This is a genomic window from Ensifer sp. Root558 (assembly GCF_001427045.1).
GTDB lineage: Bacteria > Pseudomonadota > Alphaproteobacteria > Rhizobiales > Rhizobiaceae > Ensifer > Ensifer adhaerens.
The window spans coordinates 1-23,487 of sequence record NZ_LMGC01000008.1; the positions used below are offsets into that span (position 1 = coordinate 1).

Genomic DNA, 23,487 nt, shown 5'->3' on the forward strand with positions numbered 1-23,487 from the left:
CCGTCAAACCGTTCCCACAAAGCCCAGAACTCTCGTTCCGAACCCCTCAATCAGCACCAAGCCAATCAGGAAACTCTAGAGCGAAGGTCGTCGTCGCCAGCAGCGCCGCCGCCCTCGTCAGTGATCGGGCTTATAGACCCCACACATCCGACACGTCAACAGAGATTTTCATGGGCCCGACATAAATCTCACAACCAATTGAACTTAAACGGTATTTCTATCCACAGACAGCAGCAGCCACTTTCCGCCCGCTTAAACGGGCGGAAATCGATCGACCCAGGAGGTTCGGCAGGCGCCGGCGATTATTCAGCAACCGGGCCCACGCCCCCGGCAAGCAGCTCCGCTCAAATACGGGGTACTGATCCTGGTGGTGAGCCGCCTCCCATTTGCCTGCCTCTCCAGCAGGCGGCCGATGTGTATGTTGCCGATAGCATGGGTCTCGAGCATCTCTGAGAAAATGGGCTCGCTACAGGCCGAGGTTCTGGCAGGAGAAGGTGATCATCTTCTGCGAGCGACGTTGCTCGATCTCGCCTCGAAGGGCTGATGGCACGGCGGCCGACGTTCCGAAGAAGGTCGATTTCGCTGAGGAGTCGCGCAAAAGAAGCGGTCACCGCGTCAGAGACGATAAACTGCATCAAACGATGCGACCATCCCAACCGCAAGCCGCCCGCTTCACCATGACGTTATACACGCGGGCGAAAGTGTGGGCGGCGCTGACGATGTGGGAGCCGTGCTCCCCCACCCAATGGTGGCTCCCGAAAAGAGCCCCTTCCCTTTCTAAACGCGCCCTCTCGTCAGCGTCGATTGCTCGCCTGATCTGATCGAGAACATGCGACTAGTCGATGCCTGGATATGTGGCGGCGTCAGCGAGACGCCTAGGCCCGCTCGGTGCGCGACGCAGCTGAGGTCGCGGCCGCAGAGGGCGGGGCCGCCTTCAAGCTCGGGGATCGCATGATCATCGAACGGCCACGAAAGATCCTTCAAAAGGTCTACGAGCCAGCGGTCGACGTCAGCCGAGCATGGCCATCTTCAACTCCGCCTCGCGACCGAGGGAGGTCATCCATTCGGTGAACTCGGGGCGGCTTTTGATCTGTCGTCCGTAATGGCGGCGCAGCGCCGTGGTGAGGTCGCTTCCGCGGCCGAGCTGTTCATCGGCAAAGCCGATCATCTGCGAGTTCGGCCAGGCCTGCGGACGAATGGCGACAAGACGGGCAAACAGGCTCTCGCCCGGCTCGTCCGGGTTTGCCTGCGCCATCAGGGCCAGCATCGCGGCGGTCGATCGCGACACGCCCATATGGCAATGCACCAGAACGTGGCTCGACGCCTGCTTATCTGCGCGCTCCAGGAAGTCGTTGCCGAAGCGAAGGATCGCCTCGACATGGTCGGGGCGCGGCATCACCCGGTTAGGTACGGCTGCAATGATGTCGTGGAAGCGCAAGGTCGTGCGGTGATGGGCGCCGTAACCGCCAAACGCCTCAAGTTCCGGCAGCTCCGGATCGACGATCGACAGGACGTGGGTCACCTTCCTGTCGCTCTGGCCCGGTAGTTCGTCGATCCCGCAAACGGTCAGCACTGGCGAAAAGGTCGTTTCCATGTCGATTGTCCTTGCATCCGGTTCATAGCGTGTCTGCCTCGCACTTGCGCGAGCAGGGCAAAAAGCACGTCGAGCATCACATACATCGGGGCGCGGCCGGTCGGCACGATGAGGGGATGGGTCGAGGCGCGGTAGGCGTTGAGATTGATGCTTCCATCGGCGAGGGAGGCGACGATGGAGCCGCCCGGAGAGATGGAAACTATACGTGCGCCGGCCTTCTTGGCAATCTCGATGTTCGAAATAAGATAGCTCGTTCGGCCCGAGAAGGAGAGCACGAAAAGCACGTCTTCTCCCGTCAGGCGCGGTGCGGAAACCATCTGCAAGGTTGGATCGGAATTCATGTCAGTGAAGATGGGTAGGACGGCGAAGCTGTGACAGCATTGCAAACGAGCCGGGGATGAAGCGTATCAGAGCTTTCAGCATAGCGCCGCGCTGTGGGGGAAAGTAGGAATTCGCGTCACGGGAAGCGCGGAAAAAGGGCCGTGGCAGGACCTTCAACATCCGAAAGGGGATGGGACCGGATGCCCCGTACTTAGCGTTCCGCTTGAGCATCAATTTAATCCGGCGAATGTGAAGGTTGTGAACGTGGGTGAGCCCCACTTTGATTTAGACGAGATTTCACTTTTAATCGGACGGAATTCAAACCGTGTATTCCGAGGATAGCAGACTAGGGTCCGGCTCTGGCTTCGCCACGAAGCCAACGACCAAGCCCCCCGGCCGACTTTCTCCAGTGTCTCCAACCTTGGGTTCGCACCGCCAACTTCTATTTCCGCGATCTGCCGACGAGTGAGGCCGACGATCTCGGCAAACTCCTGCTGGCTGAGACCTATGCCTCTGCGGAGGTCACGTACTGCGTCCGGGAAATGCAAGCCGCCGCACCGCAATCCTGCAGAGTTCGACACCGTCTGCGGTGAGATGCTGGGAGCGCTGTGCTTCCCGTCTCCTAGCGCCGCTTCGCAATCAAGGACCGCGACACAACCACAACGAGCCCGATCAAAACCGTCCCCGCGATGAAGAGGAAGGCCGCCGCAGCGATCGCAGGGCTGATGTTTTCACGGATGCTGGAAAACATCTGCCGCGCCAACGTCCGCTGGTTCGGGCCTGCGACGAAGAGCGTGAGGACGACTTCGTCCAACGACGTCGCAAAGGCGAGCACCGCGCCAGAGAGTACGCCCGGCATGGCGAGCGGCAGGGTGACCCGGCGGAACACCGTCGTTGGCGAAGCACCGAGGCTCTGGGCCGCAAGCTCGACGCGCTGGTCGATGCCGGCAAGCGCGCCGGTGACGCTCACGACCACAAAGGGCACCGCAACGACCGTGTGGGCGATGATCACGCCCATGTAACTGTTGGTAAGGCCAAAACCCGCCAGCAGCACTTGCATGCCGACCCCCAGCACGACGGCCGGCACCACCATGGGCAGCAGGAAAAGTGTGCGCATCGAACCGCGAAAGAGAAGAAGGCGGTTGCGCAGGCCGAGCGACGCGGCCGTACCAAGCGCGGTTGCGAGCAAGGTCGTGCCCGTGCCGATGATCAGGCTGTTGACGATTGCCCGCCGCCAGGCGTCCGCGAAGAAGAGTTCCTCAAACCAGCGTAGGGACCACGACGGGATCGGATAGGTGAGGATCACGCTCGAGGTGAAGGCGAGCGGCAGGATGGCAATGAGTGGCGCGACGAGGAAGAGGATCGTCAGCGTGGCGAAGGTGGCCTTGGCGATTTTCATCGGCATGGTCACCGCCCCCCAACTTCGTCGCTGGAGAGCCGTGAGTAGACGCTGTAGAGCAGTAGAGTTGCGACCAGGAGTACGACCCCGAGCGCACCGGCCATGCCCCAATTCGCCGATCCCGTGGCGTAAAAGGCGATGATCGAGGAGATCATCTGGTCGCCCGGTCCGCCAATCAGCGCCGGCGTTATGTAATAGCCAATCGCAGAGATGAACACTAGCAGAGCGCCGGACGCCACACCCCTGAGGCTTAGCGGCAGCAGCACTCGCAGGAAAGCGCGCAGCGGGCGCGCGCCGAGCGAGGCGGCGGCCGGCATCAAGTTCTTCGGGATGGTGATGAGCACGGAATAGATCGGCAGCACCATGAACGGCAACAACACATGGGTCATTGCGATGATGACGCCGGTGCGGTTGAAGATCAGCGTCAGCGGCGCATCTATGAGGCCGATGGCGCGCAGGAGATCATTGATGAGACCCTGCTCCTGCAACAGGATGAACCAGGCCGCGGTGCGCACCAGAAGCGACGTCCACAGCGGCAACAACACGGCGCCAAGCATCAGATCACGCTTCCAACCCTCGAGCGAAGCGGCGATGATTGCGTACGGAAAGCCGATACAGGCGCATGCGAAGGTGACGAGCGCGGCTATCCAGAAGGTGCGCATGAGGATCACGGCGTTGACGGACTGGTCTGGCGGCAGATGCTCGATATCACCAGCCGCATTGCGACCAAGATCGACGGCGGCAAGCAGGTTGCGGTCGGTATAGGGCGAGAGCGCATCTGCGATCGCCAGCCAGAACTCCGGCTTCTCCCAGCGTTTGTCGATGGAAACGAGGTCGGCGGGTGGGTTCGCCGTATCTTTCAATGCACTCGTCGTCTTCCCCATCAGCGTGCGAAAACCGGAGCGGGCGCTGTTGAGACGCCGCACCATGTCACCAAGCGCCTGATCGTCGTCGACGGACTTCAGGTCCTCCATCAGCGCCATCTGCATGGGTGTGGTGGGTGGAGACTTACGGTCCCAATCGGCCAGAACTTCCGCGCTGCGTGGCAGCAGCCGCAACACGGCCGGATCCGACACGGACTGCGCCATCATGCTGAAGAGCGGCCAAAGGAAGAAGCCGATGAGGAAAAAGAGCAGCGGCGCCAGAAGAAGCAGCGATCGTCCAGTGCGGGAGGAGACTCCACTCATGGCGCAATGACCCGACAATCGCCGGCCGAAAACGCCGCAAAGACTTTGGTGCCTGGCGGAAACTCGCGCGACCTTCTGCCGAGTTTGGCGATCAGCGGGTGAGTGGCGTTCTGCAACTGCACGCGCAAATGATCGCCCTGATAAACGGAATCCGTAACTTCCGTTTCCAAGACGTTTCGACCCTCACTGCGCGTCTCGCTGAGATCGACCCGTTCCGGACGGATGGAGAGAAAGACGGATTGGCCGGAAGCGACGCTGCCGGAAACCGCCGACACAATTTGTGCCCCCGAACGAAGACGCACAGTCGCTTCCGCGCCTTGCACGGTTTCCACGACACCTTCGACGAGATTGGTCTCGCCGATGAATTCGGCGACGAAGCGCGTCGCCGGCTCGTCGTAGACCTGGCGGGGTGTCCCGATCTGCTCGATCTTGCCCTTGTTGAAGACGGCGACGCGATCCGACATCGTAAGCGCTTCGGACTGGTCATGTGTAACGAAAACGATTGTTAGGCCGAGGCGGCGGTGCAGATCGCGGATGTCGAGTTGCATCTGCTCGCGCAACTGCTTGTCAAGCGCGCCGAGTGGCTCGTCCATCAGCACGACACGCGGTTCGAAGACAAGCGCCCGGGCCAGCGCCACGCGCTGCTGCTGGCCACCCGAGAGCTGCGAGGGCCGTCGGTCGGAAAGGGTTGAAAGCTGCACCATGTCGAGTGCACGTTTGACGCGCTCATCGATCCCCACCTTGCCAATACCCCGCATCTGGAGCGGAAAAGCGATGTTTTCGCCGACTGACATGTGCGGGAAGAGCGCGTAGCTCTGGAAGACAACACCCATGTCCCGCTTGTAGGTGGGCACCTTATTGATGGCAGTTCCGTCGAGAAGGATCTCGCCCGCGGTCGGCTGCTCGAAGCCAGCGAGCATCATAAGAAGCGTCGTTTTGCCCGAGCCGGACGGGCCGAGCAGGCTGACGAACTCCCCCTTCCCGATGCCGAGATCGAGATGTTCAACCACGCAAAGCGGGCCGTAGAATTTCGTAATGCGGTCAAATCGAATGTATTCGGCCACGGAAGACTCCATCGCTAAAGGCGAAGGATGCGTCCTCAAGAAACGCACCCAGCCATCCAGGAACGGGCGCTCCCGGTGGAGCGCCCTTCACCACGGATGTTCTTACTGGGCGAGCCAGGCGTTGAAGCGCTGCGTCAGCGTCTCGGCATTGTCGATCCAGAAATCGACATTGAGCGAGATGGCATCTGTCATGTTGGCAGGATCGGTTGGCAGGTCCTTGGAGAATTCCGCCGGTACTTTGGACGCAGCCTCCTTGTTCGGCAGACCGTATGCCACGAATTCCGGCAGTTTCGCCTGGTTTTCCGGCAGGCTCGCAAAAGCGATGAAGTCCTGCGCAGCCTCCTTGTTCTCCGCATCCTTCAACACGACCCAGCTATCGACGGCATAAATGCTGCCGGGAAAGACGACCTTGAAGTTCTTGCCTTCCGACCGATTGATGCCGGTGATGCGGCCGTTGTATGCCGAAGTCATAGCGACTTCGCCCGATGCGAGGAACTGCAACGGCTGTGCGCCCGATTCCCACCAGACGATGTTAGGCTTCAATTCGTCGAGTTTCTTGAAGGCGCGGGCGACCCCCTCCTCTGTACCGAGAACGTCATAGATCTGATCCTTGGAGACACCATCGGCGAGCAGCGCGAATTCCAGCGTGTATTTTGGGCCCTTGCGCAGCGAGCGCTTGCCGGGGAACTTTTCGACGTTCCAGAAGTCCGCCCAGGAAGTCGGGCCTTCCTTCAGCTTGTCGCCGTCATAGGCGATGGCCGTCGACCAGACGATGGCGCCGACACCACAGTCATTGACCGCAGATTCGAGGAATTTGTCCTTACCGCCCATCTTGTCCCAGTCGATCTTTTCATAAAGACCGTCGGCACAACCGAGCGCCAGTTCTTCGGCTTCCACCTGCACCGCATCCCAGTTCGGTGCGCCGGCCTTGACCTTCGACTGGATGACGCCGATGCCGCCGTCCCAGGCTTCGTCGAGCACTGGCTTGCCGGACTTTTCGGAGAACGGTTTGAAGTAGATGTTGCGCTGGGCATCCTGATAGTTTCCACCCCATGAAACGACTGTTAGATCTCGCGCGAAAACCGGCACAGCAAGGCCCGCCGACAGAACGACGGCAGCCGCCGCCAGGACACCCGATTGAAAGATTGTCTTCATGGCATTCCCCTTTTCTTCGTTTGTGAAAGAGCCGCTTGCGGCTCCGATGACGATCCCATGCAGACCGTTGTCCCCGTCCCGTTTGCGGCGGTGGCTGCGGCCTCACCGGTCTTTGCGCCCATTCTCCCTTGGACGTTTCAACCGATGGATGCATTCTAGTCATTGCAGGCCAACGGGTTTTCCCGATTTGACCGTTGTCAGACGTGCTGCCCTCCGTTGATGTGGATTTCCGCGCCGTTGATGTAGGACGATGGCTCGGTGCAAAGGAAGTAGATGGTCTCCGCTACTTCGCGCGGTTCGCCCAGTCTTCGCATCGGCACTTCCGCCGCCACCAGTTCATCGGTTCCGGGCGACAGGATAGACGTTTCGATCTCGCCCGGCGCGATGGCGTTCGCCCTGACGCCGCGTTGGCCGAATTCGTGCGCCATTTCGCGGGTCAGTGAGGCCAGCGCCGCTTTGGACGCCGCATAGGCAACGCCTGCAAAAGGGTGGACGCGAGAGCCTGCGATGGACGTAACATTGACAATCGAGCCCTTCGCCGCTTCCAGTTCCGGCATGAGCGCGCGGGCGATCAAAGCGGTCGACACAAGATTTACGTTGAGTACCTGCGTCCAGACATCGGCATCGGTATCCAGCACACCGAGGCGACTCTTGCCCGGTCCCTTCGGCGAAATGCCCGCATTGTTCACGAGGGCATGCAGGCGGCCGTTCGGTAGGCGCTCGCGCACGGTCGCAGCCAGGCGGTCAATCTGCGTGAGATCGGCAAGGTCCGCCTGGATATGGCTCTCGCGTGCGGACGGCCAGGCACATTCCTCGGAAAAAGACTGGCGAGAAACGGTGAGAATGCGCCAGCCCTTCGACTGAAAGAGCTTGACCGTGGCGTGCCCGATCCCGCGGCTCGCCCCCGTCAGCAACATGTACCGGCAATCATCGGTCATCGGAGCGCTTCCTTTTGATGTTTGATGCATCGTAATAGGCTGCCCATGAATTGCAAGTCTCCTATTCCAAGCGACGTTAAGCCCGGCGCGCCTCCGGCTCGCTGCCCCGTTCGATGCGCTCGAGGATCGGCTTGCCGCCGAGCAGGATGTCGTCGACGATTGCCATCGAAGCGGCGGCGGGATCGTGCCGCTTCAGGGCTTCGACGACCGGGTAGTGGTGGTCAATCATAGCCCGTCCGCCCTCTATGTAAGCATCGGAAATGTGTGGCCCCATCCGCAGCCAGAGCCGCCGCAGGATGCTGTTCAGCACCGGCAGTCCGGCGATCTGCGGCAGCAGGAAGTGGAAGGCTTGGTTGAGTTGCGTACCCTTCAGTCGGTCGCCGGCCTCGATTGCTTGTTCGTTTTCGCGCAAGATTCGCTCCAACGCTTCGATATCCGCGCTCGTCGCCACCTGAGCCGCAGTCTCCGCGGCCAGTCCCTCCAGGCGCACCCGTATTGCGCGGATCTCGCGGTAGCGGTTTTCGCTCAAGCCCGGGATGCGGATGTCACGCGGCGAGCGGAAGATAATCGCCTCGTCATTGGCAAGCCGAAGGATCGCGTCGCGGATCGGCGTAACGCTTGTGCCGAATTGCTCTGCCAGATCCCGGATCTTCAGCCGATCGCCGGGTTGGAACCGGCCCTGGATAAGCGCATCGCACAACGCACCATAAACGACGCTGTTGAGGTTCTCATGATCCAGTGACGTGAATTGAGGCATGGAATTCGTCCAAAAAATGGAATAACAAGATACTTGATGCATCTTTTTCGCTGTGTTTCAAGTATGGCGTGTCGCAGACATCATTCACCGAAAGGCTCGGCGCGACAATGTCGTCGTTGTCGTGGTCAGCTGACGGGCAGAGATTGACGGAAATGCGGGCGACCGCGCCAACGGAGCAAGCATGACGGAGCCATCGCCCACCGCCAAGAACGCCGATTCCATGTCGGCAACATGGAGCGCGACATCGCTTTCCGATGCGGAGGCGGCGGTGAGGAAGGTCTATGGCGCGAGCGGCTCGATCAGGCGGCTCTCAAGCGAAAGGGACGAGACTTTTCTTTTTACCCGCTCGGACGGAGAGGACTTCATCCTCAAGATTGCCAATCCCGCCGAAGACCCGGCCTCGCTTGAGTTCCAGGATGGTGCGCTAATGCATCTGGAGGCTGCGGCCCCCAATGTACCGGTGCCAAGGCTCATGCTCACGAAAACCGGAGCGCCGAGCCATACGCTTTCCACCTCCGATGGCCCCCGCGTCATGCGCCTGTTGACCTTCCTCGGCGGCGAACTGCAGTACCGCACCTCGGCCTCAGAGACGCAGAGCCGCAACGTCGGCCGAGCGCTCGCACAACTTGGGCTGGGTCTCGAAGACTACAAAGGCCGCCCGCCCGCCGGAAAGTTGATGTGGGACATTTCTCATACACTAGACCTTGTCGCCCTGCTCGACCATGTCGGCATCGAGCGCCGAGCGCAGGTGGAGGCCATACTCGCCGAGTTCGAACGCTCGATGCCGGCGATCGCCGCGATCAAGCGCCGGCAGATCATCCATAACGATTTCAATCCGCACAACATCCTGCTTGATCCGGCAGAGCCGACCAAAGTTGTTGGTATCATCGACTTCGGCGACATGGTGCATGCGCCCTTGATCAATGACCTTGCCGTCGCCCTCTCCTATCACCTTGCGACCGACAACTGGGCCGCCCGCACCGGCGCCTTCCTCGAAGGCTTCCTGTCGGCGCGCGCGCTGGAGCCGGCCGAAATCGAGCTGCTACCGCTTCTCGCCCGTTCCCGCCTCGCCATGTCCATCATCATCGCGGAGTGGCGTTCCGCACGTTTTCCTGAGAACCGGGCCTATATCATGCGTAACCACGCGACCGCATGCCGCGGCCTGCAGAACATAGTCGATCTCACTCCGGCCGGGCTGAAACGGCTCGCGCCCAACCTTTCCGAGGCTTGATCATGTCGATGGTGAATGCTTTTTCGCGTGCAGATTTCGACCGACTAGACGAGAGCGAGAGGGCGCTTATCGCGCGCCGAGAAAAAGTGCTCGGTCCCGCCTACCGCCTGTTTTACGAAAAACCGCTGCATCTTGTCCGCGGCGAAGGCGTTTTTCTGTACGACACGGCCGGCGAGCGGTATCTCGACGCTTACAACAACGTCGCCTCGCTCGGCCATTGCCATCCGCGCGTGGTGGAGGCAATCACGAAGCAGACGGCCGTGCTCAACACTCACACACGCTACCTGCACGAAGGGATCGTCGCCTATGCCGAGGCACTGACGGCCACCTTCCCCGAGGCGCTCAGCCAGGCCATGTTCACCTGCACCGGCAGTGAAGCGAACGATCTCGCCGTTCGCATCGCCCGCTTCGTCACTGGGGGCACCGGCATCATCGCGACGGACCTCGCCTATCACGGCCTGACGAGCGCGGTTGCCGAATTCTCGCCCTCGCTCGGCGAATCCGTGACGCTCGGCCCGCATGTGCGCACGGTGCCCGCGCCGGACAGCTACCGTCACTCGCCCGAACAGATGGCGGTAAAATTCGGCAACGACGTGCGCGCCGCAATCGCCGATCTCAAGCGTCACGGCATCAAGCCGGCCATGCTGATCACGGATACGATCTTTTCCAGCGACGGCATCTTCGAAGGGCCGAAAGGTTTTCTCAAGCCTGCGGTGGACGCGATCCACGAGGCTGGCGGCCTCTTCATCGCCGACGAGGTGCAGCCCGGCTTCGGTCGAACGGGCGAAACGATGTGGGGTTTCGAACGCCACGGCGTTGCACCCGACATGGTGACGATCGGCAAGCCAATGGGTAACGGCTATCCGATGGCGGGTATAGTGCTGCGCCCCGAGGTTATCGCTGAGTTCGGCCCGAAGGCGCGCTATTTCAACACGTTCGGCGGCAATCCGGTCGCCGCCGCGGCCGGCAAGGCAGTGCTCGACACGATCCGCATTGAGGGGCTGCAGCAAAATGCGCTGGAGGTCGGCTCCTACCTGATGGGTGGCCTCAAGAGCCTTTCGGATCGATACCACGCTCTCGGGGACGTGCGCGGTTCCGGTCTCTTCATCGGCGTCGAGATCGTTGCCGACCCTGCCGTCAAGAGCCCTGATGCCGCGCTAACGACTCGGATCGTAAATGGTCTGCGAGATCGCCGCATCCTCATCAGCGCCTCCGGTCCCAATGCCAATGTTCTGAAAATCCGGCCACCTCTCGTCTTTTCTCGCGAGAATGCGGACATGCTGTTGGATGCATTTGGCGACGTGTTGCGGTCTCTCTAAATAGGAGGCTTCGCGCCGCAGTCGGGTTTTACTACCGATTGACGCTTAGGCGAAGACACAGGTAGAACGATCTCTCGAGTTTGCTCGCTAGCTTTGATTGTTGCGCGATTGGCATCGCGCTCTAACAAACCTTCCTTTCAAAATCGCGGTCAGAACCCATGCCTAGGGCCGGGGCCTTACTTTTGCTTTGGAAGGACCCGTCACGGCCACGGCACCTCTAAGTGCTTCCAACAAAGGCATGGTTTCATCACACCTGACAAGCAGGTGTCGATGGAGCGATCTCGTCGAAGAAAAGCGCCTTACCAACGCCTGCGCGATAAGCGCGGCTAACCATTACGCAGCCAAGGAACCGCAGCACGCGGGTGACCGCAGGTGAGTCCAATGCCGTCCACCAGTGGTCGCCATTGCCGCCTCCATCACAAGATAGATTGAAGGTAAACTATGAAGAGCTTGGACGAAAAACTTCTTATTATTCTGGGCGCCTTCCACAGTGTGCGGTATGGCGTGTCGCCATCCGTCTTACGCGGCGCCGCTGAAAATCATGCCAAGAAACAAGGGCTCGCGGGAAGCGAATACAGCCAGACCCTCGAAGTGGCCATTGGCTCTGGACTTATCGGACTCTCGTCTGACTCATCTCTCTCAATTCGGGCTGCGGGGCGGACGAGGCTAGGCAAACGTTAGCCAGAGCTTGGTGCGGCATGGGGGAACCGCCCCGAGTGGGGCGATACCTCATCCCACGCCTCGCCGAGCGTCGGCACTTCGGGCCGCACGAAGCAGTAAACCGGCTTTCGAGGATTCCAAGAAAACACTTCTCACCGGAAATCGCGCGTCTCCACCTTGATCTGATCGAGATGCAGATAGGGATCGACGATATCGCGCGGACGCGGCCCCTTCGGCAGGCCGCGCGGATCGGGCGCCGGCGCCCCATGATGAAATTCATCCCCCCGCCCATGCGGAAGCGGAAAGCTGGCTTCCCGCTCGCCGACGCTGGCAAGTTCGCCTGACAAATCGGTCAGCCGATGGGCGACCAGATGCACGACCTCGCCTTCTCGCTGAATACGACCATAGACGCCGAGCATGCCGGCCCCGAGGACCACGCGGCGATAGCTTTCGAAGGTCTTAGCCCAGACAACCAGATTGGCAATGCCCGTCTCGTCCTCGATCGTGATGAACATCACGCCTTTGGCGGAGCCCGGCCGCTGGCGGACAAGCACCAGGCCGGCCGCCTCAAGCCACCTGCCGTCACGCGTCTGCATCGCCTCCCGGCAGGTGACGATGCGGCGCTTCGTCAGATCCGCGCGCAGGAACGAGAGCGGATGGTCGCGCAGCGTCAGCCCGACATGCCCATAGTCCTCCACCACTTCGCCGCCCGCAGTCATCGGCCTTAGCGCCACTGATGGCTCATCGAGTTCGGGGACGGTCCGACTTTCACGGGCAGATGCCGCGGCAAAGAGCGGCAGCGGCTCGTCGCGCAATGCCTTGATCGCCCAAAGTGCCTCGCGCCGGGCAAGCCTCAGTGAAGGCTGGAAGGCATCGGCCTCGGCAAGCTGGACGAGCGAGGCTGCCGGAACCCCTGCCCGACGCCAGAGATCGTCGACGGTCTCGAAAGGCCTTTCGTCGCGCGAGGCAACGATTGCCGCGGCGTCAGCGTTCGCCAGCGCCTTGACCATGCGAAGACCAAGGCGAACGGCAAAGCGGCTTTCATCCCCCGTTGCCTCGAGCGTGCAATCCCAGCGGCTGGCGTTCACACACACAGGCCGGACCTCGACGCCATGGTCGCGCGCGTCCCGCACGATCTGGGCCGGGGCGTAAAAACCCATCGGCTGCGCGTTCAAAAGCGCCGCGCAGAAGACGTCCGGATGCCAGCATTTGAGCCACGAGGAGGCGTAGGCGATCAGCGCGAAGGACGCCGCATGGCTTTCGGGAAAGCCGTAGCTGCCGAAACCTTCGAGCTGCTTGAAGGTCTTAATCGCAAAGTCCGGCTCATAGCCGTTTGCGACCATTCCCCGGACAAGCTTCTCGCCAAACTTCGAAACACCGCCGGTATGCTTGAAGGTCGCCATGGCGCGGCGCAATTGATCGGCTTCGCCCGGCGTGAACCCGGCGCATTCGATGGCGACCCGCATCGCCTGTTCCTGGAAGAGCGGCACACCGAGCGTCTTTCCAAGCACCTGCTCCAGTTCCGGCTTCGGGTAAATCACCGCCTCCTTGCCCTCGCGCCGGCGAAGATAGGGATGCACCATGTCGCCCTGGATCGGGCCGGGGCGCACGATCGCCACCTCGATGACGAGGTCATAGAAGGTGCGCGGCTTGATCCTCGGCAGCATCGACATCTGTGCACGGCTCTCGATCTGGAAGGTGCCGAGCGTGTCGGCACGCCGGATCATGGCGTAAGTGCGCGGATCTTCGGCCGGGATGCTCGCGAGATCGAGATTGATGCCCTTGTGTTCGGCGAGCAGGTCAAAGCCGCGCTTCATGCACGAGAGCATGCCGAGCGCCAGGCAATCGACCTTCATGAATTTCAGGATATCGATATCGTCCTTGTCCCATTCGATCACCTGCCGGTCAGCCATGGCTGCGGGCTCGATCGGGACGAGTTCGTCGAGGCGATCGTTCGTCAGGACGAAGCCACCCGGATGCTGCGACAGGTGACGCGGCGCCCCCATCAGCTGCCGGGCCAGATCGAGCGTGAGGCGGAGGCGCCGATCGGACAGGTTGAGATTGAGCTCCTCGGCATGTTTTTCGCCGATGTCCTCGCCCCAGCCCCAGACCTGCGACGACAGCATCTTCGTCATGTCCTCGGGCAGCCCAAGCGCCTTGCCGACATCGCGAATGGCGCCTTTCGAGCGATACCGGATGACGGTCGAGCAGAGCGCTGCATGATCGCGGCCATAGGTGTCGAAGACCCATTGCATGACGATCTCGCGGCGCTCGTGCTCGAAATCGACGTCGATATCCGGCGGCTCGCGCCGCTCCTCGGAGACAAAGCGCTCGAAGAGAAGGTCGTTGATTTCAGGGTCGATCGCGGTGATGCCGAGCACATAACAGACAGACGAATTGGCGGCCGATCCTCTGCCCTGGCATAGAATGTCCCTTGAACGGGCAAAACGCACGATCGAATTCACTGTCAGGAAGTAGGACGCATATTGAAGCTTCTCGATCAGCCGCAGTTCGTGCTCGAGGTTCTTGCGGACTTTTTCCGGCAACCCTTCTGGGTAACGCCAGGCTGCACCTTCCCAGGTCAGTTGCGCCAGTGTCTCTTGGGCTGTCAGTGCAGGATTGGATCGCTCCTCCGGATATTGATAGGCGAGCTCGTCGAGCGAAAACCGGCACCGCTTCAGGATCTCGATGGTGCGGGCAAGCGCTTCAGGGTAGCGCGCAAAGAGCCGCGCCATTTCCTCGGGCGGCTTCAGGTAGCGATCGGCGTGGCGCTCGCGGCGGAAACCGGCCTCGTCGATCGTGATGTTGTGGCGAATGCAGGTGACGACATCCTGCAGGATGCGTCGCTCCGGCACATGAAACAGCACGTCGTTGGTGACGACCGTTGGCACGCCGACTGAAGCTGCCAGGTTGGAGAGCTGATGAAGGCGCAGCTGGTCGTTCGGCCGGCGGCGGAGTGTCAGCGACAGGTAGGCGCGGTCGCCGAATTCTTGCCTTAGACGGCGCAGCTCCCGCGCGCAGTCCTCGTCAGCGGCATCGGGAAGGAGAACCGCGATCAGTCCCTCGCCATAGGCAACGAGATCGGACCAGGCAAGCCGGCATTTCGCCTTGCCGCCGCGCTTCTTGCCGAGCGACAGCAGCCGGCAAAGCCGCGCATAGGCCGGCCGGTCGGTCGGAAAGACGAGGACCGATAGATCGCCTTCAAGATCGAGGCGGCAGCCGACGACCAGCCGCACGCCGACATCCTTGGCCGCCTGGTGCGCTCGCACGATGCCGGCGAGGCTGTTGCGATCGGCAATGGCCAGCGCCTCGAGCCTAAGTTCGGCGGCACGTTGGAATAGCTCTTCGCAGGAGGATGCGCCGCGCAGGAAGGAGAAATGCGAGGTCACCTGCAGCTCGGCATAAAGCGGCGTCGTCATCCGAAAATCCCGTGCAGGAACCATTGGTGGCTGCCGGTCTCGCTGTGTTCGCCGTCGCCGGCGCGATAAATCCAGTAGCGCTCGCCGGCGTCATCCTCGACCTGGAAATAGTCGCGTACGGCGACGAGCTCGGCATCGCGCTTCCACCATTCGCCGAAGACGCGTTCGGGGCCGTCGGCACGTTTCACCCGTCGGCGCACACCACGCCATGTGAAACTGACTGGCGGATGATCGGGCAGAAGCGCCATCGTCTCGATCGCTTCAGGATGGAGAAGCAAGCGCACCGGCCTTGGCCAATGGCCGGGCCAGGCGAGACCTTCGTCCGGCGCCATCGGCGCGATGCGGTTGATGGAGCGTTCGGGCACGTCGCTGGCGACCGGTTGAAAACGATACAGCCGGCGTGCGCCGATGCGGTTTCCCAGGATGTCGATCAGGGCGGAAACATCGGCCTCCGGTTCCTCGACCAGCGAGGAAACGACCTGTCTTGCCACCAGCGGCTCGGCGTGGGTCGCCGTCAGCGACATGATTTCGATCCCGAAGCCCGGATCGATCGTCTCGATCCTATCAGTGATGAGCCGGATCAGGCGCTTGGCGTCGCGAACGGGCGTCGCGGTGCCTGCGCGGATCGCCTGGTAGGTGTTATCAACGCGATGGAAGAGAAGGTCGACGCGCCGCGCGCCGAGGCCTCTTTCTTCCAGTACCAGACAGAGCGCGCCCACAAGCTTCGCGGCATAGCGCGCAATCGTCTCGGCGGCCGCAATCGGTTCACCGAAGGAACGGCGAACTTCGATAAGCTCAGGCGTGCGGACCGGATCGATCGGCTCGGCAACCTCTCCCATGGCCTGGTCGATGCGACGGCCAAGTTCGGGTCCAAATCGAAGGGCAAGCGGCCCCCGCGGCACGCCGGCCACCTCACCGATCGTGTTGAAGCCCAGCACGCGAAGGCCATGGACGATTGCAGGATCGAGGCGAAGCGCTGCGACGGGCAGGTCACGGATGGTTTCCTGCTGCGCCCCCGGAGCGACGACCAGCGTCGGATGAGCGAGAAACCGGGCGCCGGCATGGGCCGCCCCCCAGGTATCGGCAATCGCAGCCCGCGCCTCGATGCCGGATCCGAAGAACCGGTTGACCATGCCTGACAGCATCAAGTCCTCGCCGCCATGCAAGTGATCGGCACCGGTCGTATCGATCACCAGGCCATCGGGCGGATCGGCAGCAACGATCGGCGCATAGCGCTGCAGCGCCCAGAGCGCCAGGCGTTCGAGCGCTTCTTGATCGGCGGCCGGATCGGCGTCCATGACGACAAGACCTGAGACGAGCGCCTGGGCTTTCGTGGCGGCCATGCGGGGTCTCAGGCCTGCGGCAATCGCCGCGGCATTTACCGAGAGCACCACACGCCTTCGCTGTTCGCGACCGACGAGGACGAGAGGCGTTTCAGCCGGCGGAGCTGCGTCGCCGAGCTTGCGCCTCAGGCGATCCGTGGGCCAGCTCGGAAGGAAGAGCGATACGACCCTTGGCATCTGGGGCCTCCACTTCGAAATCTGCACTTTCGCCGGCACGGCAGCGGATGAGTTCGACGAGCCAGCGCGCGCGGCCGACGCCTGGAACCGGCAAGGGGACGGATGGCAGGACAGACACGCGCCAGCGCGTGACCGATGCCGTCGGCTGCCCGAAATCCGAGGCTTCGGCCTGTCGTCGCCAGCGGCGGATCGCAATGCCCAACGTGCCGGAACTCTCGGCTGCAAGCTGCAAGCGGCGCGAGGCGGTCATCGAAAGGCGCGCGAGCTCGCCGACGACGGCACCGAGGCCGCCGTGGCGAAGCCCCTCTTCCATGCAGGAAAGAAGCGCCTTTTCGTCGCCGGCCTCCACATAGATGACGCGGCTCGGCGAAAGACCGACTTGAGCCAGCGCCGGCGCGAAGAGATCGGGCCGCGTCACACACCAGAGCACCTTGCCTTTCGAGCGGGCGGCAATGCCCGCGCAAAAGAGAGCCGCCGCCGCGCCGTCGATCGCACCGTTGCCGCCGCCGGCGACCTCATGCAACGAGCCGAGTACAAGCCCCCCACCCGGCAATCGCCGATCAATCTCGGTGACACCAAACGGCAGCACCTGTCGTCCACGGCCGCTTGCGCCTTCAAGGCGCTGGATGCGCTCGCGAAGTTCTGAGACGACGGTATTGTCGACTGGACGGGGCATTTTGGAAGGAACAACTCCTTAGGGCTATGCATTAGCGCTTCCTGTTGATATGTTCTCTATTTGTTCCTATTTGAGTTGCGAGTCAACGAAGTTCAGAAAAGAGACTGTTGATTGCGATCGAGACGCCAGCACGGACACGCTGCTTGGTGCAATGAACAGATCGAATGCCGGGGAACGGGGCAGAAGCGAGCAGTCGTTGATATGAAGCTAGGTGAGAAAGGGAGACTGAACTTTGTGCAATCTCTACAACATCACGACGACACGTGATGCCGTGATCGCATTCACCAAGGCATTCCGCGACAAGGCAGGCTGGAACCAGCCATCCTATGACGTCTACCCCGGCTATCAGGCGCCCGTAGTCCGCGTCGGCGAAGACGGAGAGCGAGAGATCGCGCGTGTCACCTGGGGCATGCCCTCGCCGCCCGCTTTCGTGAAGAACTACGATCCCGGCGTCACCAACATCCGAAACGTCGCCTCTCCGCACTGGAGACGCTGGCTCGGGGCGACCAGTCGCTGCGTCGTCCCCTTCAACTCCTTCGCCGAGCCGGATCCGGCGGCCAAGGTTCCCGGCGGTAAAATCCCCAATGCCTGGTTTGCCGGAACTAAGGAGCGGCCGCTGATGTTCTTCGCCGGCTTCTGGACGCCATGGAAGGGTGTCAGGCGCGTGCGCGATGGTGAGCGCGAATACGAGCTCTTCGGCTTCCTCACCACATCCCCGAACGAGATCGTCTCGCCAATCCATCAAAAGGCCATGCCGGTGATCCTGACCACACCTGACGAGGTCGATCTGTGGCTCACCGGATCCTGGGACGAGGTGAAGCACCTGCAGCGGCCGCTTCCGGGCAACATGCTTGTTGTCGTCGAGCCTCCTGCTGCCCTGCCCGAAGAAGACCTGCTGCTATGACCAGTCGTTGGGTCGCGTGATCGGTGATGGAACGCTCTGAGCGCACGCGAAAGATCATCCATGTCGACATGGATGCCTTCTACGCCTCGGTGGAGCAGCGGGACAATCCCGTACTTCGCGGGCTTCCGATTGCCGTTGGCTTTGGCGAGGCGCGCGGCGTCGTGGCTGCCGCAAGCTACGAGGCGCGCAAATACGGCGTCCATTCGGCCATGCCGTCGGTCACCGCCAAGCGGAAATGCCCGGAGCTGATTTTTGTGACGCCGCGCTTCGATGCTTACCGCGCAGTCTCACAGCAGATCCACGCGATCTTTGCCGAATACACGCCGCTCATCGAACCGCTCTCGCTCGACGAGGCCTATCTTGATGTCACCGAGAACCTCAAGGGAATGGAACTTGCGACGGAGATCGCCGAGGAGATCCGCGCCAAGATCAAGGCAAGGACAGGCCTGACCGCTTCGGCCGGCGTTTCCTATAACAAGTTCCTCGCCAAGATGGCGTCCGACCAGAGAAAACCGGATGGCCTCTTCGTCATCACGCCAAAGAACGGTCCGGCCTTCGTCGAGGCGCTGCCCGTCAAGAAATTCCATGGCGTCGGTCCGGCAACCGCCGAGCGCATGCACAAGCTCGGGATTGAAACGGGCGCCGATCTGAAGGATCACGATATCGCCTTCTTGCAGCAACACTTCGGAAAATCGGGACCTTACTTCTACTGGATCGCCCGCGGCGTCGACGAACGTCAGGTGAAGGCCGACCGGGTGCGCAAGTCCATCGGCGCGGAAGACACGTTCTCCGTGGACGTCCATGATTTCGAGACCGCCAGGGCTGGCCTCGAACCGCTGATCGAAAAGGTCTGGCGCTACTGCGAAGGGAACGGTATTCGCGCCAAGACCGCGACGCTCAAGGTGAAATGGGCGGATTTCACGCAGATCACTAGGAGCAAGACAACAGCGGCACCGATCGCAAGTACTGCAGAGCTTGCCGCGGTCATGACGATGCTGTTGTCTCCACTCTTCCCTGCCCCAAAAGGCATTCGGTTGCTGGGCGTGACACTGTCGTCACTCGATGAAGCAACGATCGAAAGCAAGCCACAGCTTGCCTTCGCGCTCTAAAACACCTTGCTCGTCCGCCAGGACACCGAACGACCGAATGAGGGTTGGCGATCAACTATCGGAAATCGTGATCACCGAACGGGCGGCCTTTGCAGGGAACCTTATTCAGTAAACTCTTAATTAACCATAACCTTGCAAACTGTGTTCAGTCGCCAATCACATTGCAGCGTACAGCGGCAACTCAGAACCGTAACCCCGCCCACGGGTTACGGTTTTGCCCATAAAGCCAGGCACCTCTCAACCACAAGCGCAAGGTTAAGCGATGAGTTATGACTGGAGCGGCGCGCGGCATCGCCGGATGAAGGTTGCACGTCTTGGCGCCGCGCTCACTGTCGCGGCCACCGTCGTTGCCGTTGTAGTCCAGGTCATGGGAAGTGCGCTCTAGAGCGACGCAATCGCCGTGAACGGATGAGTTCGGCTCATCGATACGATGACCAACTCTGCGTCCTTGTTTCCCGAAGAGGAAAGGTTCGAATATGATCGACTGGAATACGGACGGTCACGGCAACATAAGGGCATCAACGGTCGTCGGCTGGAACACTGCAATCGACGAGACGGGCGAGCTTTTCCTGAGGATCGAATTCAGCGCCGATCCGGATCTCGAAAACGTGTCGGCGCTGCAGTTCAGATTGACCGCGCAGCAAGCAATGCAACTTGCGGAAAGGCTGACGAACACTTATCGGCAGTCCTCGACGGCGCGCGAGTGCCCAGACCAATCTTTGCTACTGACGTCGCAGGGGCGCCCCGCGCCATAATGAATGGACAGACCAGAAAGGGGAAAGGACGTGGCCACCCGCAAAGAAATCGCCGATCGTGTGATTGCCAAGTGGCAAGCAAGGGGCATTGCAATTGACCACACCGCCGAGTTCCAGGCTCTGCTCAGACTCTGGATTGCGGGTGACATTTCCATCGATGACATCCGGCGGAGGCACCTGAAAATGCTGCGCGAACGTGCCCGAACGGCAAAGCGCAATTAAACGACGAGACAGGTCTTGTGGCATCGCCGGCTAATGTTGAGCCCAACGACGCATCGCCACGGCAAACCCGCTTCCGGTTTATTTCACGGATAGGACGACCAGGCCTGCAATTGGGTCGGTTACGCCGAGCCCTCCTCCGAGGTCCTCGAGCGTCTCACGAAAGCTGTCAAGCGTGGCGACCATCTGCGGCCGGCTCGCCACCAATGCTTCCATGCTCTCCCATTCCGCGATAATGCAGTATCGTCCCTCGCCAGCCTCGATGATGTTGGCATGACGCAGACCCGACCAGCTTTGCGCTATGTCCCGGTGAGCGCCGAGAAAAGCCTCAGCCATCCCCGGCTTGACCTTGAAGCGGACGACATTGAATGCGGTCATGAGCGCCTCCCTGAGCCTTGTTCTGCCTTTGATAATCTGCCGTCCAAATTGCGCTTTTGGCTAGAGCCTGCACCCGTGCGGCAAGGTCGTCGGTAACTGGTTCAGCAGCAACGAACGCCGTGTTGCTGGCGAGGCCGCGACCGCTGCGTTTTTGTCCTTGGCGACGACCCAGCCGTCAGGTTTGCCTCTTGGCCAAATCCAATCAGCTGCCGGACACCATAAGCGGTATCGGCAATGCCGTCTCGGCCTCGTCGAGGATTTCGAAAGTGAATTTGCCAGATGCATCGACCTCAACCGAGTAGCGGAGGCGATCCTGCACGCGGTTGTTCTCGTCGAAGGTCAGTACCTTCGGCTTCAAGGAAGTAAGCCGGCTTTCGTCGAGGTAAACGGAGTTGCATATAAGGATCTGGTCGCCGGGCTGGCATGTGCGTGCGGCCGCACCATTGAAATGCAGCACCTAGAACCGCGTTCACCGAGGATGACGTAGGTGGAGATGCGCGCCCCGGAATTCTTGTTCCAGATCTCGACGAACTCCATCGGCAAGATGCCGGCCTCCTCACAGTGGTCCGGGTCAAGAGTGATCGACCCATGATAGTTGAGGTTCGCCTCGGTGACATAAATGCCATGGAGCTTCCCTGCGACCAGGTTTCTCATGCTTTTTCACACCTCGCGGTTGATCAGGTTTCGTCGCGCCCTGGCGCTGCCGACGAGGCAGAAATCTTCGCGCACGGACAATCGCCAAGCGGAGAGAAGGCCCCGCCGGGGAAGGCGGGGCAAGGTTCGCACCCAGATGGCTCTCTGAACGCGGGGAAGAAAAACTCCATCGGCCAAGCCGATGCGCTCAGATACGAACAAAGCCGCCCGCAAGGAAGGTCGCTTTCGACAATTCCGGTACGGCTTTGCTAATATATCAACCGGCTCGAATGACGATCCTAATCGTGTCGGCACCAGCTTTTCCCCTCCCGCGTTGTCGCAATCCGTACGGCGTATGTACTAGCCCGCCCCCCGACACGACTAATTCAGTTTATTTTTCAGCCCGTTAGCTGCCGAAGGAGGATATTTAGCGCTTCTTGAGATACCTTCGACGGTTCCGCTATCGGTTCGCCTGCAGCCAGGAACAAACCGCATTTTCGCATCGTTTTACGACCGCGCCGGATTTTCTCGAACATGAATGGCCGATACGGCACGCAGCTATGAGCGAGCAATCATGACGTGTCGAGGTCCCTAGGAGCGTGGGGCTATCCGGCCCAGCGTAGAGCGTTTGCGCGGTGTCGACACACCGACTTCGGGAACTATTCCGGGATTCCGCGACGCGAGTTTGCATCCGCATCAATGCTAAAGAGTGGATGCTGCGCGCCGCAATTTTCCGAAAATTTGACAGCCAAGAGCGGAAAAACGAGAATTCCGCTCCACATGTCAAAGTTAATTTCCAATGCGCCTCCAACGGCGCATTATGAGACTATCGCTGGACTTTAAGAAGGGCTCCGGCGGCTGGGAGATCATATGCGCTTTCGCCCTAAGGGAGGGATTGCGCTATGCTTTCTCCACGCCAATCTGGATACATTCTTCCTCAAGATTTTACGGTCGTCTCATCGGTCTTTGATAAGGTCGCAATTGCGCGAGCAATAAGCCGCGAGAGCGAGGAGGCTGAACGCTTGGCCCGATATGCGCTGGAACTGTACATGACCGGCACGCGTAATGAGTTGGACCTCGAAGCGCGCTTAAAGGAATTCTGCGACCCGATCGACTATGGGATGGCGGCCGGTGGAGGTGGAACCGTCGGAGATTTGTTGCCCGACTTGTCGGCATGGGCACGAGCACTGACTGCCTCACCAAGCACGGCGACCAAAAGATCAGACGTTTAATCGAGATGGTAAACTTCGACCTTCTCCGCCCGCTCGCCGACGCTCTTAAATGAGGGATGGCGCAGTTTCGCGTCCTGCGTCCACGCCCGATACTCGACCTCGGCGACTAGCAGCGGTTCGGAGAAGATCGCGCCCCTGCGCTTGAGTGCCACCGGTGGCCGCTTAGCCGGGATCGCGTCGAGCAGTTCGCGAAGCTGCACCGACTCGTTGTTGCTCCATCCCGTTCCGCACCCGCCGACGTAGACGAGCTCGTCCCCCTTCCTCGCCGCCAGAAGCAGGCGGCCGATCGCGCCCGGCATCGTCGAGGGCTCATATCCTATGATCACGAACCAATCGCGCCAAGCACATTTAACCTTAAGCCATTCCGGCCGGCGCCCGGATCGATAGGGCGCGTCCCGCCGCTTCGCGATGATGCCCTCAAGGCCGAGTTCGCAAGCTGCGCGGAAGAACTCGGCGCCGTCAGCCTGGACTTCCTCGGAGAAACGTATCGCGCCAGCCCTACCGGCGACGATCGGCTCGAGCAGTTGCCGGCGCTCGCTCAGGGGCATCATCCGAAGGTCCTGGCCGTCTAGATAGAGAAGATCGAAGGCAAAGAAGATGATCTCTCCGGCATCGCGCAGGCTCGGCCTTCTCCCGACCACGCGTTGCACCAACCCGAAATCCGAGCGTCCCCGGTCGTCGAGAACAACCGCCTCGCCGTCTATGATCATGGTCGCATGGCCGAGCTCGCGCGCATCGGCGACGACGGAACCGAACTTCTTAGCCCAGTCATATCCGCCGCGAGTGATCGCCCTCACCTCGCCTGGCTCGACATGGATCGCCAGCCGATACCCGTCCCACTTCACCTCAAAGGTCCACTCCGGACCTTTCGGCGGCTGATCGACGAGGGTAGCGACGCATGGCTCGACGCGCCGCGGCATCGGTTCGGGCAGCGGCGTGGAGGTTGGTTTCTTTCTAAGGGTTCTAGCCATTCAACGTTGACGATTTGCTCGTCTCTGGATCATCGCGGCTAACGCA

24 protein-coding genes are annotated in these 23,487 nt (G+C 61.0%); 7 read left to right on the plus strand and 17 right to left on the minus strand.

The window, feature by feature from the left end; genetic code table 11:
* Nucleotides 1-466: 466 nt before the first annotated feature.
* The 10 genes from ASD63_RS36585 to ASD63_RS10630 form a co-directional block, all read right to left on the minus strand.
* Nucleotides 467-598 (minus strand): hypothetical protein, encoded by a 132-nt coding sequence (locus ASD63_RS36585; RefSeq protein ID WP_256385320.1) that lies wholly within the window; start codon nt 596-598, stop codon nt 467-469.
* 411 nt (nt 599-1,009) lie between these two features.
* A complete protein-coding gene (locus tag ASD63_RS10595) occupies nt 1,010-1,594 on the minus strand; it encodes a dual specificity protein phosphatase family protein (RefSeq protein ID WP_034800416.1) in 585 nt (194 codons plus the stop codon).
* Nucleotides 1,567-1,935 carry an SIS domain-containing protein gene (locus tag ASD63_RS10600; RefSeq protein WP_060529246.1) on the minus strand — a complete coding sequence of 123 codons (369 nt, stop codon included), beginning with the start codon at nt 1,933-1,935 and terminating at the stop codon, nt 1,567-1,569. Before ASD63_RS10600 ends, ASD63_RS10595 begins: the two co-directional genes overlap by 28 nt.
* Before the next feature lie 210 nt (nt 1,936-2,145).
* Nucleotides 2,146-2,496: a helix-turn-helix transcriptional regulator gene (locus ASD63_RS36720; RefSeq protein ID WP_320410583.1), complete on the minus strand. Its 351-nt coding sequence runs from the start codon at nt 2,494-2,496 to the stop codon at nt 2,146-2,148.
* A 41-nt stretch (nt 2,497-2,537) separates the two neighbouring features.
* A complete protein-coding gene (locus tag ASD63_RS10605) occupies nt 2,538-3,320 on the minus strand; it encodes an ABC transporter permease (protein ID WP_060520183.1) in 783 nt (260 codons plus the stop codon).
* Between the two features lie 2 nt (nt 3,321-3,322).
* Nucleotides 3,323-4,501: an ABC transporter permease gene (locus tag ASD63_RS10610; RefSeq protein WP_034800410.1), complete on the minus strand. Its 1,179-nt coding sequence runs from the start codon at nt 4,499-4,501 to the stop codon at nt 3,323-3,325.
* On the minus strand, nt 4,498-5,565 hold the full coding sequence (locus tag ASD63_RS10615; protein ID WP_200953475.1) for an ABC transporter ATP-binding protein: 1,068 nt from the start codon (nt 5,563-5,565) through the stop codon (nt 4,498-4,500). Before ASD63_RS10615 ends, ASD63_RS10610 begins: the two co-directional genes overlap by 4 nt.
* Nucleotides 5,566-5,667: 102 nt before the next feature.
* Nucleotides 5,668-6,720, minus strand: a complete 1,053-nt coding sequence (locus tag ASD63_RS10620; RefSeq protein ID WP_082566398.1) for an ABC transporter substrate-binding protein — start codon at nt 6,718-6,720, stop codon at nt 5,668-5,670.
* A 197-nt stretch (nt 6,721-6,917) separates the two neighbouring features.
* Nucleotides 6,918-7,658, minus strand: a complete 741-nt coding sequence (locus ASD63_RS10625) for an SDR family oxidoreductase (protein WP_034800406.1) — start codon at nt 7,656-7,658, stop codon at nt 6,918-6,920.
* A gap of 76 nt (nt 7,659-7,734) precedes the next feature.
* Complete coding sequence (locus ASD63_RS10630) at nt 7,735-8,415, minus strand: GntR family transcriptional regulator (protein ID WP_034800404.1); 681 nt, start codon at nt 8,413-8,415, stop codon at nt 7,735-7,737.
* 181 nt (nt 8,416-8,596) lie between these two features.
* On the opposite strand from ASD63_RS10630, the gene ASD63_RS10635 reads away from it, so the two are divergent.
* Nucleotides 8,597-9,646, plus strand: a complete 1,050-nt coding sequence (locus ASD63_RS10635; protein ID WP_060529248.1) for a phosphotransferase enzyme family protein — start codon at nt 8,597-8,599, stop codon at nt 9,644-9,646.
* Nucleotides 9,647-9,648: 2 nt separating this feature from the next.
* Nucleotides 9,649-10,965, plus strand: a complete 1,317-nt coding sequence (locus tag ASD63_RS10640; protein WP_034800399.1) for an aspartate aminotransferase family protein — start codon at nt 9,649-9,651, stop codon at nt 10,963-10,965.
* Nucleotides 10,966-11,777: 812 nt separating this feature from the next.
* On the opposite strand, the gene ASD63_RS10645 is transcribed toward ASD63_RS10640, so the two are convergent.
* From ASD63_RS10645 to ASD63_RS10655, 3 genes are read right to left on the minus strand one after another with little or no spacing between them, the layout of a single operon-like run.
* Nucleotides 11,778-15,044: an error-prone DNA polymerase gene (locus ASD63_RS10645; protein ID WP_060529249.1), complete on the minus strand. Its 3,267-nt coding sequence runs from the start codon at nt 15,042-15,044 to the stop codon at nt 11,778-11,780.
* Complete coding sequence (locus ASD63_RS10650; RefSeq protein WP_060529250.1) at nt 15,041-16,564, minus strand: DNA polymerase Y family protein; 1,524 nt, start codon at nt 16,562-16,564, stop codon at nt 15,041-15,043. The genes ASD63_RS10645 and ASD63_RS10650 overlap by 4 nt, the downstream gene beginning before the upstream one ends.
* Entirely contained in the window at nt 16,479-17,240 is a 762-nt protein-coding gene (locus ASD63_RS10655; RefSeq protein ID WP_060529251.1) for an ImuA family protein, read from the minus strand. The genes ASD63_RS10650 and ASD63_RS10655 overlap by 86 nt, the downstream gene beginning before the upstream one ends.
* Before the next feature lie 232 nt (nt 17,241-17,472).
* Between ASD63_RS10655 and ASD63_RS10660 the strand changes: the two genes are divergently transcribed.
* The 4 genes from ASD63_RS10660 to ASD63_RS10675 all read left to right on the plus strand — a co-directional run bounded on the left by ASD63_RS10660 (nt 17,473) and on the right by ASD63_RS10675 (nt 20,230).
* Nucleotides 17,473-18,144, plus strand: coding sequence for an SOS response-associated peptidase (locus ASD63_RS10660; protein WP_060520190.1), 672 nt, complete (start codon nt 17,473-17,475; stop codon nt 18,142-18,144).
* A gap of 26 nt (nt 18,145-18,170) precedes the next feature.
* Entirely contained in the window at nt 18,171-19,253 is a 1,083-nt protein-coding gene (gene dinB, locus ASD63_RS10665; RefSeq protein WP_034800385.1) for a DNA polymerase IV, read from the plus strand.
* Between the two features lie 476 nt (nt 19,254-19,729).
* Nucleotides 19,730-20,008, plus strand: coding sequence for a hypothetical protein (locus tag ASD63_RS10670; protein ID WP_034800382.1), 279 nt, complete (start codon nt 19,730-19,732; stop codon nt 20,006-20,008).
* 30 nt (nt 20,009-20,038) lie between these two features.
* Nucleotides 20,039-20,230, plus strand: a complete 192-nt coding sequence (locus ASD63_RS10675; RefSeq protein ID WP_034800379.1) for a hypothetical protein — start codon at nt 20,039-20,041, stop codon at nt 20,228-20,230.
* A 78-nt stretch (nt 20,231-20,308) separates the two neighbouring features.
* Here ASD63_RS10675 and ASD63_RS10680 read toward each other — a convergent pair whose 3' ends face one another.
* The 3 genes from ASD63_RS10680 to ASD63_RS10685 form a co-directional block, all read right to left on the minus strand.
* Complete coding sequence (locus ASD63_RS10680; RefSeq protein WP_034800376.1) at nt 20,309-20,605, minus strand: antibiotic biosynthesis monooxygenase; 297 nt, start codon at nt 20,603-20,605, stop codon at nt 20,309-20,311.
* A 202-nt stretch (nt 20,606-20,807) separates the two neighbouring features.
* Nucleotides 20,808-20,963: a hypothetical protein gene (locus ASD63_RS36725; RefSeq protein ID WP_348272611.1), complete on the minus strand. Its 156-nt coding sequence runs from the start codon at nt 20,961-20,963 to the stop codon at nt 20,808-20,810.
* The gene (locus ASD63_RS10685) at nt 20,960-21,259 is read right to left on the minus strand and encodes an aspartate 1-decarboxylase (protein WP_348272612.1); all 300 of its coding nucleotides are present in this window, start codon (nt 21,257-21,259) and stop codon (nt 20,960-20,962) included. The genes ASD63_RS36725 and ASD63_RS10685 overlap by 4 nt, the downstream gene beginning before the upstream one ends.
* A gap of 881 nt (nt 21,260-22,140) precedes the next feature.
* On the opposite strand from ASD63_RS10685, the gene ASD63_RS10690 reads away from it, so the two are divergent.
* Nucleotides 22,141-22,470 (plus strand): hypothetical protein, encoded by a 330-nt coding sequence (locus tag ASD63_RS10690; RefSeq protein ID WP_034800375.1) that lies wholly within the window; start codon nt 22,141-22,143, stop codon nt 22,468-22,470.
* Here ASD63_RS10690 and ligD read toward each other — a convergent pair.
* Nucleotides 22,467-23,441 (minus strand): non-homologous end-joining DNA ligase, encoded by a 975-nt coding sequence (ligD, locus tag ASD63_RS10695; protein WP_034800373.1) that lies wholly within the window; start codon nt 23,439-23,441, stop codon nt 22,467-22,469. The genes ASD63_RS10690 and ligD overlap by 4 nt on opposite strands.
* Nucleotides 23,442-23,487 lie beyond the last annotated feature (46 nt).

Excerpts from the sequence above, each read along its gene's own strand:
- ASD63_RS10685 (WP_348272612.1), bottom strand. The coding sequence starts at position 21,259 with ATGAGAAACCTGGTCGCAGGGAAGCTCCATGGCATTTATGTCACCGAG.
- ASD63_RS10595 (WP_034800416.1), bottom strand. The coding sequence starts at position 1,594 with ATGGAAACGACCTTTTCGCCAGTGCTGACCGTTTGCGGGATCGACGAA.
- ASD63_RS10670 (WP_034800382.1), top strand. The coding sequence starts at position 19,730 with ATGATCGACTGGAATACGGACGGTCACGGCAACATAAGGGCATCAACG.
- ASD63_RS10625 (WP_034800406.1), bottom strand. The coding sequence starts at position 7,658 with ATGACCGATGATTGCCGGTACATGTTGCTGACGGGGGCGAGCCGCGGG.
- ASD63_RS10655 (WP_060529251.1), bottom strand. The coding sequence starts at position 17,240 with ATGCCCCGTCCAGTCGACAATACCGTCGTCTCAGAACTTCGCGAGCGC.
- ASD63_RS10650 (WP_060529250.1), bottom strand. The coding sequence starts at position 16,564 with ATGCCAAGGGTCGTATCGCTCTTCCTTCCGAGCTGGCCCACGGATCGC.
- ASD63_RS10680 (WP_034800376.1), bottom strand. The coding sequence starts at position 20,605 with ATGACCGCATTCAATGTCGTCCGCTTCAAGGTCAAGCCGGGGATGGCT.
- ligD (WP_034800373.1), bottom strand. The coding sequence starts at position 23,441 with ATGGCTAGAACCCTTAGAAAGAAACCAACCTCCACGCCGCTGCCCGAA.
- ASD63_RS10640 (WP_034800399.1), top strand. The coding sequence starts at position 9,649 with ATGTCGATGGTGAATGCTTTTTCGCGTGCAGATTTCGACCGACTAGAC.
- ASD63_RS10635 (WP_060529248.1), top strand. The coding sequence starts at position 8,597 with ATGACGGAGCCATCGCCCACCGCCAAGAACGCCGATTCCATGTCGGCA.
- ASD63_RS10605 (WP_060520183.1), bottom strand. The coding sequence starts at position 3,320 with ATGCCGATGAAAATCGCCAAGGCCACCTTCGCCACGCTGACGATCCTC.
- ASD63_RS10630 (WP_034800404.1), bottom strand. The coding sequence starts at position 8,415 with ATGCCTCAATTCACGTCACTGGATCATGAGAACCTCAACAGCGTCGTT.
- ASD63_RS10620 (WP_082566398.1), bottom strand. The coding sequence starts at position 6,720 with ATGAAGACAATCTTTCAATCGGGTGTCCTGGCGGCGGCTGCCGTCGTT.
- ASD63_RS10645 (WP_060529249.1), bottom strand. The coding sequence starts at position 15,044 with ATGACGACGCCGCTTTATGCCGAGCTGCAGGTGACCTCGCATTTCTCC.
- ASD63_RS10600 (WP_060529246.1), bottom strand. The coding sequence starts at position 1,935 with ATGAATTCCGATCCAACCTTGCAGATGGTTTCCGCACCGCGCCTGACG.
- dinB (WP_034800385.1), top strand. The coding sequence starts at position 18,171 with ATGGAACGCTCTGAGCGCACGCGAAAGATCATCCATGTCGACATGGAT.
- ASD63_RS10610 (WP_034800410.1), bottom strand. The coding sequence starts at position 4,501 with ATGAGTGGAGTCTCCTCCCGCACTGGACGATCGCTGCTTCTTCTGGCG.
- ASD63_RS10690 (WP_034800375.1), top strand. The coding sequence starts at position 22,141 with ATGCTTTCTCCACGCCAATCTGGATACATTCTTCCTCAAGATTTTACG.